This is a genomic window from Arthrobacter sp. MYb213, from assembly GCF_002979915.1.
GTDB lineage: Bacteria > Actinomycetota > Actinomycetes > Actinomycetales > Micrococcaceae > Glutamicibacter.
The window spans coordinates 276,320-287,281 of record NZ_PCQA01000004.1 but is presented as its reverse complement, the minus strand read 5'-3'; the positions used below and the strand labels follow the sequence as shown (position 1 = coordinate 287,281).

The 10,962-nt window shown below is 55.0% G+C and carries 10 protein-coding genes; 5 read left to right on the top strand and 5 right to left on the bottom strand.

Translation table 11 applies throughout. From position 1 onward, the window contains the following. Nucleotides 1-18: 18 nt before the first annotated feature. The 3 genes from CQ011_RS11540 (at nucleotide 19) to CQ011_RS11530 (ending at nucleotide 2,856) form a co-directional block, all read left to right on the top strand. A complete protein-coding gene (locus CQ011_RS11540; protein WP_105677870.1) occupies nucleotides 19-834 on the top strand; it encodes an Fpg/Nei family DNA glycosylase in 816 nt (271 codons plus the stop codon). A gap of 11 nt (nucleotides 835-845) precedes the next feature. Then, nucleotides 846-1,853, top strand: coding sequence for a pseudouridine synthase (locus CQ011_RS11535; RefSeq protein ID WP_105678041.1), 1,008 nt, complete (start codon nucleotides 846-848; stop codon nucleotides 1,851-1,853). Between the two features lie 103 nt (nucleotides 1,854-1,956). Beyond that, nucleotides 1,957-2,856 (top strand): hypothetical protein, encoded by a 900-nt coding sequence (locus CQ011_RS11530; RefSeq protein WP_105677869.1) that lies wholly within the window; start codon nucleotides 1,957-1,959, stop codon nucleotides 2,854-2,856. On the opposite strand, the gene CQ011_RS11525 is transcribed toward CQ011_RS11530, so the two are convergent. From CQ011_RS11525 to CQ011_RS11515, 3 genes are all read right to left on the bottom strand, one after another. Further along, complete coding sequence (locus CQ011_RS11525) at nucleotides 2,853-3,629, bottom strand: SDR family NAD(P)-dependent oxidoreductase (RefSeq protein ID WP_105677868.1); 777 nt, start codon at nucleotides 3,627-3,629, stop codon at nucleotides 2,853-2,855. The two genes, CQ011_RS11530 and CQ011_RS11525, sit on opposite strands and share 4 nt — an antisense overlap. 220 nt (nucleotides 3,630-3,849) lie before the next feature. Further along, nucleotides 3,850-4,308 (bottom strand): GatB/YqeY domain-containing protein, encoded by a 459-nt coding sequence (locus CQ011_RS11520; RefSeq protein ID WP_105677867.1) that lies wholly within the window; start codon nucleotides 4,306-4,308, stop codon nucleotides 3,850-3,852. Between the two features lie 279 nt (nucleotides 4,309-4,587). Beyond that, entirely contained in the window at nucleotides 4,588-6,036 is a 1,449-nt protein-coding gene (locus tag CQ011_RS11515; protein ID WP_105677866.1) for a DHA2 family efflux MFS transporter permease subunit, read from the bottom strand. Between the two features lie 182 nt (nucleotides 6,037-6,218). Here CQ011_RS11515 and CQ011_RS11510 point away from each other — a divergent pair, with 182 nt between their 5' ends. Then, nucleotides 6,219-6,758, top strand: coding sequence for an NUDIX hydrolase family protein (locus tag CQ011_RS11510; RefSeq protein WP_096257539.1), 540 nt, complete (start codon nucleotides 6,219-6,221; stop codon nucleotides 6,756-6,758). Between the two features lie 5 nt (nucleotides 6,759-6,763). Here CQ011_RS11510 and CQ011_RS11505 read toward each other — a convergent pair whose 3' ends face one another. Continuing rightward, entirely contained in the window at nucleotides 6,764-7,855 is a 1,092-nt protein-coding gene (locus CQ011_RS11505; RefSeq protein WP_286161175.1) for an FUSC family protein, read from the bottom strand. Nucleotides 7,856-7,989: 134 nt separating this feature from the next. Here CQ011_RS11505 and tgt point away from each other — a divergent pair, with 134 nt between their 5' ends. Next, the gene (tgt, locus tag CQ011_RS11500; RefSeq protein WP_105677865.1) at nucleotides 7,990-9,282 is read left to right on the top strand and encodes a tRNA guanosine(34) transglycosylase Tgt; all 1,293 of its coding nucleotides are present in this window, start codon (nucleotides 7,990-7,992) and stop codon (nucleotides 9,280-9,282) included. A gap of 86 nt (nucleotides 9,283-9,368) precedes the next feature. On the opposite strand, the gene CQ011_RS17835 is transcribed toward tgt, so the two are convergent. Next, entirely contained in the window at nucleotides 9,369-10,958 is a 1,590-nt protein-coding gene (locus CQ011_RS17835; RefSeq protein ID WP_105677864.1) for a DUF6297 family protein, read from the bottom strand. Nucleotides 10,959-10,962: the final 4 nt, after the last annotated feature.

The following is a 10,962-nucleotide window of genomic DNA, read 5'->3' as shown; positions in this document are numbered from 1 at the left end:
ACAATTTCAGGAGTCCTCATGCCCGAAGGTGATTCCGTCTATCGAGCCACTGCTCGGTTGCATCTAGCCTTGGCCGGCCACAAGCTACTACGCAGTGACTTTCGAGTTCCTCAATTAGCCACGACAGATCTCAGCGACTATACGGTTGACGCGGTCCGCCCGCGAGGCAAACACCTGCTGATGCGCCTAGTGCCACCTTCCGATAGCGATTTTGAACCGGTGACCCTGCATTCTCATTTGCTGATGGAGGGCCGCTGGGATGTATATTCCCCTGCCGAACGGTGGAAACGTCCAGCGCACACAGCCCGAGTCGTGCTCTATACCGAATCTGCCACTGCCGTCGGTTTTGATATTGCTCAGGTGGATTTGATTCCCACCGACCACGAGCAAGACCTAGTCGGCCACCTTGGACCAGATCTCTTAGGCGCTGATTGGGATCCAGAGCAGGCGAGAAAGAATCTGTTGGCTGACCCCGAGCGAAGCATTGGCGACGCCTTGTTGGACCAACGGTTGTTAGCTGGAATCGGTAACGTATACCGGTGCGAAGTGCTGTTTCTGGCCAGGACCCACCCTTTGACGCCGGTAGGCAGACTCAAGGATTTAGCGCGGATCATTGAGCTCTCCCACCGGCTGCTGCAGGTGAACAAAGATCGAGGTAGAAGAGTTACTACTGGAGATCCACACAGTAGAGAGCCACTCTGGGTTTACGGGCGTGCAGCAAAACCGTGTCTGCGTTGCGGAACTAAAATTCAACTGTTTAAACTCGCCGCGCAGAATACTGGGCAAGAACGAGACTGCTATTACTGCCCCGCGTGCCAGGAAATGAAAGAATAGCCCTTATGGCTATGCTCTCCCCACTCCCGGTACGTAACGGCGTCAACGCAACACGTTTGCGTGTGCCCAAGGACGGGCCGTGGGATACCGTCGCAGACTACCTGTTAGAACGCTTCGGCCATGTAGATCCGGAAGGTCTCATGCGTCGTTTTGATAAGCAGGAGATCGTTGGCCTCGGTGGGGTTCCATTAAATATCAACACCACACTGGGCGAGCACGAGTTCATTTGGTATTACCGCTCGTTGCCGGCGGAAACTCCGATTCCCTTTGAAGCAAAAATCTTGCATCAAGATGAGCACCTCATTGCCTTGGACAAACCCCATTTCTTGCCTTCCACTCCGGGCGGTCGGTTCATCCAGGAATCCGCGTTGGTCCGTCTGCGCAACCAAGTAGGGAACCCCGATCTGGTTCCCATGCACCGATTAGACCGAGCCACCGCCGGGGTGATCTTGTTCGCGGCAAACCCGCAAACTCGCGGTGCATATCAAATGCTTTTTGAGAATCGAAAAATCTCCAAAAAATATCAGGCGGTCGTTGCCCTAGAGCCTGGGGCAGATCTAGAGACCGGTCGGGTGCTGGAAGCTAATGGAGAGCACCCCAACGTGCGCACTGCCCAAGAATTACATGCGCTATTGCAGTCAATGCCTCTGGTCTTTGAAAACCGGATGGCCAAGCTCAAGGGCCAGCTTCGTTCCTCAGTTGAAGAGGGCGTACCCAACGCACAAACTAAAATTTCTGTGGGCGCCATCGGTACTAGCAAAGGTCATCATGCTGGCTTGAAAGTTGCCATGATGGAGCTAGACCCGCTTTCGGGCAAAACCCACCAGTTACGTGTCCATCTAGCATCTCTGGGGCTGGGCATCATCAATGATGCGTTCTACCCGCGGCTGTGGGATTTGGCTCCAGATGACTACTCGCGCCCATTGCAGCTGCTGGCCCACACAATTTCTTTTACCGACCCACTCACCGGAAAACCGCGTAGTTTCAGCTCGCAACAACGTCTAATAGAAGCGCCCTAGACCAAGCCCCTCTTCTAAAAGCCAGTGGATTATCCTAGGCTGTTGCACACACCTGACGAGTAGCGTCTGGGTTTTTGAAGCACACAGCTAAGGACGGTAACCGATGGCAGAGCCGCAGCCCACCGAGAATTTACGTTCGCTTGTGGACTCAGCCCAACAGGCTATTGCCGCGGCCTCACAAAAGCAGAGCCTGCAATTGCCCTACGCTGCTCCTGACCGTCGCCCTAATCCTGCAGTAGAGACCTTTGACAAGGTTCGTTCCGGACTTTTTGGACTAGCCGCAGTCCTGTTGCTGCTCACTTCCTTAAACGCTGCGCTGGATACCAGTTTTGATTCCTCAACAGATATTTTGAACACCTCGCAAATTTTGGCATTCATCTGGCCAGCTATTGCGGTGCTGATGATCGCCAGCGCCATTTATTCGGCGTTGCCTCATCAGCTTTCCTCGCGGAGGCAACGAGCCATCACCGTCTATGGCCTCTCTGCCACAGCGTTGATGGCCTGCGCGCTGACCTTTACCGCCGGTTTTTTGCTTTGGCCAGGAGCGATACTTGCAACCTTGGCTACCGGCTTCGGGTTGTATGGAATGCTCCAAATGAATCGACAGACCGCACGCAATCATTTAGAGCGCATTGCCACCGATCTACCCGTGAGCTTATTCAGTGGCTTTTCGTTGGTATTCACCGTGCAGCTGTGGCTCTCTGCCGCCGGCTGGAACAGTCCAGGACACTTACTGCTGATCAGTATCGTAAGTGTTGCTGTGACACTATTGGCAGTAGCTTTCGCGCAGACAGAACGCGGCCGTCACGCCTTCGCCGCGGGTTTCGGCCTCGGCATGTTATCGGCCGCGTTCAGTGCTTGGCGCCAAGACAGCGCACCCTTGTGGTTTGCCGCGTTACTGGTCTTCATGACGATGATCGTCTTTATCTGTGCCGAAAGCCGACGCTTCCATATAGCTCACGCAGAACATCGAATCCAGCGCGGGCTTAGCGCGGAAGCTTAACGCGGTGCCATCCTGATGGCCCCATCAAGGCGGATCGTTTCACCGTTGAGCATTGGGTTAGCAACAATGTGCGCCACTAGGTCCGCGTACTCTTCGGGACGTCCCAGCCTGGACGGATGGGGCACCTGTGCACCTAACGAATCCTGAGCTGCTTGCGGCAATCCATCCATCATGGGCGTGTGGAAGATTCCCGGTGCTATCGTCATCACTCGAATTTGGTGAGTTGCCAGTTCGCGGGCCAGTGGAAGCGTCATTGCGGCTACCGCACCTTTAGAAGCTGCATAGGCGGGCTGACCAATCTGACCATCAAAGGCGGCCACCGATGCAGTATTGATGATCACTCCGCGTTCGCTAGTGCCGTTGGCGTCGACTACCGCTTCACTATGTGCCATAGCTTCGGCTGCCAGACGTACCACGTTGAAGGTACCGGTGACGTTAATTTCCAAGACCTTAGCGAACTTCTGCAGTGGTATAACGCCCTCGCGTCCGAGCACCTTACCTGGAGTGGCGACTCCTGCGCAGTTCACCACGGTTCTCAGGTGTCCTAGTTCGGTGGCTCGTTGCACCGCAGCAGCCACATCTTCTGCTTGGGTCACATCAGCCGGAACATAGCGAACGTTTGCAGCAATCTGGGCCGCAATTTCATCACCATCTTCACGAGGAAGATCCAGCACCACCACGTGCGTGGCACTCTCGGCAAGCTTTTGTGCTGTGGCTCGTCCCAGACCGGATAGTCCTCCGGTGACGAGCGCGACGGTATCTCGCAGTTCCATCAAATCCCCTTTTGAGCGTTGTTGACGTGAAATTTAGCCTAACTGCCGCTGGAAGATTTGAGAAGTATCCGTTAGTTGAGATGGCCAAACGCCGAGGACGTTGTTGGTTCCTTACCCGTTGCGCAAGATCCTCAATGAATACCGGCGCAGACCCCTGCCAGGCAGGTTAACCAAAAAAATTGGCGGTCAGAAGTTTAGCTTCCGACCACCAATCACATGGTTAGGCTAGCTTTGCGCGAACAAGCGTCGAGAGAGTCTTACCGTCGTAACGACCAGCGACCTGAGCATTGATTAGCTTCATTGCGGAGCCCATATCTTTCATGGTCAGCTCACGCTCGGCAGATAACTCAGCCATTACCGAATCAACGATCGAACGAGCCTCATCATCACTCAGTGCCTGAGGTAAATATCCTTCGAGGAATGTTGCCTCGGCGATTTCAGCCGCAGCTCGATCGGAGATTCCCTTTTCGGTGTAGGTCTTCGCGGTTTCATGACGGTTAGCAACCTGTTTGCGGATGAGCGCTTCCACCTCGGCGTCGTTTAGTTCCGTAGGAGTTTTGCCAGACTTTTCACGAGTTTCAATTTCGCCCAAGACATTGCGCAAGGTGGTTAGTTCCATCTTGTTACCTGCCTTCAGCTGCATGATGCTGTCTGTTCGAAGCTGCTCTTTGAGTGACATTTTCTTTCCTATTCCTCGGAGTGAGACGCTGGTGTATACGTCAACACTATTCCTGTTCGTCAGGTATTTAGGTACTGCCATTAAAACTCGTACATGCGTAAGAGCGCGCTTCAGCCGTAAACACCTAAACCGCTCATTTGCATGAGCCAAGCAGCTTTTCCACCAAGCCAAGCTGTCTCAGTGGCGTCATGGATACCTAGCTTTTACTCAGACGGAAATGGCCACCAGCTTCCGGGAAACCCGCAAACCGATGGCCATTGGAACCGCCATAAAAATGGATTAGTGCATCGCCGGAGCATTTTCAGACTCTTGAGTCGCAAGCTCTTTTTTGCCACCCAGCAGGAATCCAATGACCAAGATACCCACGCTGCAGGCAGCTCCCACGAGGAAGCCTGGGGCGAAGCCCTCCACCGTTGCGACAAGCTTGTCACTTCCGGCAGCAAGCTTCGAAGCGGTGGTCGCAGCCACGACGCCGACTACCAACGCGGTGCCCATCGCGCCACCAAGCTGTTGCAGGGTTGAGAGCAGGGCCGAACCATGGGAGTGCAAGTGGTGTGGCAGTGGGTTCAGTGCCGTGGTGAAGGCCGGGGTGAAGATCAGTGCCATCCCGAGGCTCATTGCCAGGTGCAGGAGTACCAAGAGCCAGATTGGCGTGGTGGAATCCAGAATCAACGCGTAGGCAAACAACACCGCGGTGAGCACCAGCGCACCGGGAACTACCAGCGGTCGAGGCCCAACCTTGTCGTACATTCTGCCGACAAATGGGGCCAAAACACCCATCAATAAGCCTCCGGGGAGCATGATCAATCCGGTAGTTAGCGTCTCCATTCCAAGCACATTGGTGAAGAACATTGGAAGCAGAATGATCACGCCGAATAACGCCACCATAGCGAACATCATCAGCACCAAGGAGAGCGTGAAATCGCGGTAGGTCAGTGGGCGCAGGTCCAAAAGCGCTTTATCTTCGCGCTGCAATCGGCTCTGTAAGAAGGCGAATGCGGCCAAGCACAACACCGCAAGAATAAGGATTCCCACGTTTAGTACCGAGGCGCCACCGGCAGACAACCGGCTCAGTCCGAAGACTAGGCCACCGAAGCCCGGAACGGCCAACAAGATTGAAAGCCCGGAAAGTGGGGTCTTTGCCTGCCCGGATTCATTACCCAATCGTGGGGTGCCAATGACCAGCGCCAGGATAGCAATTGGGATGATCACGATGAACATGAAACGCCAGGACAGGTACTGCAGAATCAAACCGGACAGCGTCGGGCCAATGGCTGGTGCGACGGAAATGACGATAGACACGTTGCCCATCAGTACGCCGCGGCGTGCCGGAGGAACTAGGTCAAGAATTGTGGTCATCAGCAAGGGCATCATTACTGCGGTACCGCAGGCTTGGATGACGCGGGCTACCAGCAGTACGCCGAAACCTGGGGCTAGGGCAGCCAGCGTGGTGCCCAAGGCGAACAGGCCCATGGCCAATAGGAATACCTTGCGGGTGCTCAGCACCTGCAAGAGGAAGCCTGTCATTGGAATGACTACGGCCATGGTGAGCATGAAGATAGTTGCCAGCCACTGGATCGCGTCAGCGGTGACGTCAAATTCAACCATCAGCACAGGCAATGCCACATTCATGATGGTTTCGTTAAGGATGACCACGAAGCTAGATACGATCAGTACCGCAATCGTGGTGAAATTCTTTTTGCTCAAGCGCTCTGGGGCGTTCGTCAAGGCAGGACACTGCTTCCGAGAGAAGTCGGGGAGAGAAGCCGCCAAAATAGGATGAAACGGCTCAACTAATCCTACAGTTCGTCCTTTTAACGCACCAGAGCCGGTGGGGCCCATTGTCAGTGAATTACGCAACACAGCGGGAAGTGCACCACAGCGAAGCAAATATGTATGAAGATGGTTCTATGAATGTGCGTACGCCCGACCCTTATCCAGGCTGGCTCAACGAAGAAGATCTCTACGAAGCCCGCCAACGTCTTCCGATGCTCTATGTTGAAGCTATCCCCGTGCGCCTCGATCCGCTGGGCTATGTCAACGAGGTAGGTTTGCTCCTCACCGGCGATGAGTCGGGGCAGATGCTACGCACCTTCGTTTCCGGCCGTGTGATGTACCGAGAAACGATTCGGGCGGCGTTGATCCGCCACATCGAAAAGGATCTGGGCACCATGGTGCTCCCCCAACTCCCAGCCTCACCGGTACCATTCACCGTTGCTGAGTATTTCCCCTCGCCCAGTGAAACTGGGCTGACCGACGACCGTCAGCATGCCGTAGCGATGTGCTATATCGTCCCGGTGCGTGGCGAATCAACTCCGCGTCAGGACGCTCTCGAGCTGACCTGGCTCTCCCCTGCAGAAGCCCTGAGCGAAGACATCCAAGGTGAGTTCGCCGGGGGGCGAGAAAATATTCTCCGACAGGCATTAGCCCATGTCGGAATCAATATTTAAGTAGATTATTTTTGATCTTGCTCGGGAATACCTAGGCGTCGGCGCATGCGCGTGCCGAACCAGCTACCAACGAGCACGCCGAGGATGCCCACCGCGGAACCGATGACCGTTTCAACGACACGGTCATACATCACCGCGGTGGACAGCCCGGTGATCAGGCTGGTGCCTACCAGCGCTAGCGGGGTAATAAATACCTGAGCAAGGAAGTAGTTGCGCATTACCAGCATTTCGGCCAAGAACTGAAATAGCCCAATGAAGACCACGAGGATCCACATCGCTGGGTTCAGCACAATAAGTAACGCAATGAGCAACATGCCGGCCAGCGTGCCGAGCACACGGTGCACGCCACGACGTACACGCAGAGCCGTCGTGTGACCTGCCAGCGGCACCACAGCGGCGACCATTGCCCAATAATTGTGGCCGGCTTCAAGCTGACTGCCGATGATATTCGCTAATGCGCCAGCTACGCCGGCGGTGAGCACGTAGAACAAGCCCTCCCACCAGATCGCTTTGCGTACGTTATCTGACAAAGGTGGCAAGGGAGTGCGTTTCCACAGGCTTGACCACTGGCCTAAGGCGCCACTCGCACCGATGATCAGCGCCAGCAGAATAGTCGCAGCCGCAGCAAACATGGCTTCAGCAAATGGCGCCGGCTTAGCAATCGAGGCAATGGCGGCGAATGCGAAGATGTGAAACAGCGAGCCGCCTGGCCGCAAACGCAGGAATCCGGTGACCACCGAACAAATGCCGGCTATCAAGGTTGTAGCTCCGACAATCTGCCAGGCCTTGAGCTCGGGATTATCGTGGTCAATCCAGAAGTTTGAGGCGCACAACGCCAAACCGATCACGATAAAGAACAACAGGCCTGAACGGCTCTGCATGCGCAACCGATTCCAGTACCCATCAACACGACCGTATACTCCGGTGAACGCACCAAAGACGACAAAGACCATCAGGTCTAATCGGTTTATCAGTAACAAGAAGATCAACGGCGCGAAGACGCCGATACCTGTGCGTAGTCCGATCCAGTGATCTTTCCGAGCTGGACCCAAGGTCACCAAGGAACGTGCGGATTCCTTAAAATTTTGGAAATTCACTAGATCCTTCCGTCGTTTACGACACAGTGCTGTTAACTGTATTATTCGCCTTTGACCAAGTCGAACGCTAGGTTTTGGCTCACTTTTGGGCTGTCGTTTTCCTCACCCGGCACCTGATACGGCACACTGGTTACGTGTCCGAGAAGAACTTTAACCCCAGCACCCCGCATTCCCGCCAAGCCGAGTTCGGTTTTGAGGTGGGTACACGCCTGACCTCTCCGGAGGGTGAGCCGATGTTGGGCCGTACCGGCGTGATCAATACCCCGCACGGTCAAATCAAGACCCCTGCCTTTATTGCGGTCGGCACCAAAGCCACCGTCAAGGCGTTAACTCCGGTTCAGGTTGAACAGCTCGGCGCGCAAGCGGTGCTTGCCAATGCGTACCACCTCTACCTGCAGCCCGGTTCCGACATCCTCGACGAGGCGGGTGGCCTCGGGAAGTTCATGAGCTGGGAGGGACCTACCTTCACCGATTCCGGTGGTTTCCAGGTAATGAGCCTCGGCTCAGGTTTCAAAAAGGTCATCGATATGAAATCCGTGGATCAGTCTGGCCCGGATGATGCGGTTGCCCCCGGCAAGGAACGCCTAGCAAATGTTGATAATGATGGGGTCTGGTTCAAGTCCCATCTTGATGGCAGCAAACACCGTTTCTCCCCCGAAATCTCGATGAATGTCCAGCACCAGATTGGTGCCGACATCATGTTTGCTTTTGACGAGCTGACCACCTTACAGAACTCCCGCGGTTATCAGGTGGAGTCCCTGGAACGCACTCGGCTGTGGGCTCAACGTTGCATTGCTGAGCATTTTGCGCTGACCGATTCACGTGCGGGCAAAGAGTACCAAGCACTCTTCGGTGTGATTCAGGGTGCTCAATATGAAGATCTGCGCCGTAAGGCGTGCCAGGATCTCGGGGCAATGGCTTTTGACGGTTTCGGTATTGGCGGAGCCCTCGAGAAAGAAAACCTTGGCACCATCGTGGGTTGGTGTTCCGAAGAACTGCCAGAAAACAAGCCACGTCACCTGCTGGGAATTTCCGAGCCAGATGATATTTTTACGGCAATCGAGAACGGTGCAGACACTTTTGATTGTGTTTCTCCCACTCGCGTAGCCCGGAACTCCGCCTTCTACACGCCACACGGACGGTTTAACCTCTCCGGGGCCCGGTACAAGCGCGACTTCACCCCGTTGGTTGAAGACTGCTCCTGCTACACCTGCCAGAACTTCACGCGCGCTTACATTCACCACCTGCACAAGTCCAAAGAACTGCTCAGCCACACGCTCATTTCCATCCACAACGAGCACTTCACTGTCAGCCTGGTAGATTCGGCACGCAACGCTATTGAAGACGGTAGCTTCTTCGAGCTGAAGGCAAAGGTCATGTCGGAGTACTACGCCGGCAAGCCTGATCCGCAAGGGCTGCCTGCCTGACTCCTAACCGTATTTTCTGGCAACGGCGGGTATCGATGATTTTTAATAATCATCGATACCCGCCGTTGCGTTTTGTTGGCCGTGAGTTACCGGACGTGAGCGATTGCTGACTCGCCGGCTCGTCGTAGTGCCGCGTACCCCGGGTAAGCGCACAGCAATCCAAACGCCCAGATTCCCCATGGCACGGGCGAGATTGGTGTAAGCAAAAGTAGGATCAGGGGCAGCCCCGAGGCTAGCGCTTGAAGGAAATACCGAAGTTCGATAAGCATCAGCGAACCGGTGTGTATCTCGTTGCTGGCACCAAGAATCAGTGCTTCCCAGTCACGTTCTCCACGCGTAGCCCGGCCCCAGGCAGCGGCGCTCGTGCCACTGCCGGCCACCAATACGCCGAGAACCCAAAATCCAAGGTTCGCCATGGAGATCATGCCTAGTGCTAACGGAAGCAATGAGCAGATGCTCAAAATTACGAGAATCACGCAAAGCGTGAATCCAATGGCAGGTCGGACTAGGGCTGTGCGTGGCAGGCCCAACAGCTGAGCCAGCCCTGGCGCACTGGCCAATGGGCGATTCAAGCGGCCGAAGCTCTCCGTAAGCACCCATAAAAGCAACACAAAGAATCCGGTCACTGCTAGTGGGTTAGCGATGGAACGTACCGCTAAAACCAGTGTGACAGTCAGCAAGACCAAGTTTCCCGGTGCACGCCAATATCTTCCGCGAAGGTATCGCAACAAAAGGATCTGGAGTACCACTGGCAGGTTGCGCAATGGCCGATACCAAGAATTTCTTGATCGGGGACCTGCCGATTCTGTAGCCGGCAGCATCCCGCTCAATTCCATTTGAGCCAAAGAACCTACAAGCTCATGCTGTATCTGCCCTGCCAGTCGCAGGCTATTGGCCTTCATCTGATCTATTTTGCGCGTTGCCTGCCAAATAACTATGGTTGCCAGCAGCAGTGCACCTGCGCAGCCTGCGGCCCAGAAGAGTGGGGCAAAGGCCAGTTTTCCAAGTAGTTCATAAGCGCCCTGAGCCCAGGTATTCTCGGTTAGTAACAGGCTCCACGAAATGCTCAGTCCCAAAATGAAGAGCATCAAGAGCTGATGACAGATTCTGCGCACTAACCGCGCACGCTCGGCTATTTGCACCAGCGTTGCAATCGCGCTGAGTAATGTTCCCGTCACAGCGAAGAAAACTAAACCACAGAGGAACACCTGAACTTCAAATCGACCAGAAAGGGTAAAGAGGCCTGCCAGCCACAAGATTCCGATAAAGCTGTTGAACAGCGCACCGAGGATGAGCGCATTATAAAACGAGCGTTTCCGTATCCCTCTCAGATCCACGGCTAGTGGTAACCACCAGGCGGCTTTATCGGGCCGAAGACCACAGGGACCGAGGTAAAGCAACCCCCTAAAACAACTCAGCAGTATGACTGGGAGTAGGGCCACCGTAAGATCTTGCAAGTCCCAGACGGCGCTGGGCAGTTGCGCTGTAGTCTCACCTGCACCTTGCAGCGCGAAGATCACCCCGGATAGTGCGCTAAACAAATAGACCAGCGCAACAACCGCCAGCAGCACCCAGATATACCCATCGGAGAATGCGTCGATGCGGGCTGAGCGATCCCGAAGTTTCTTGACCGAGCGGATCAGCTCTCTAGGGTCATAAGCTGTTTGTTCTACCACGTGG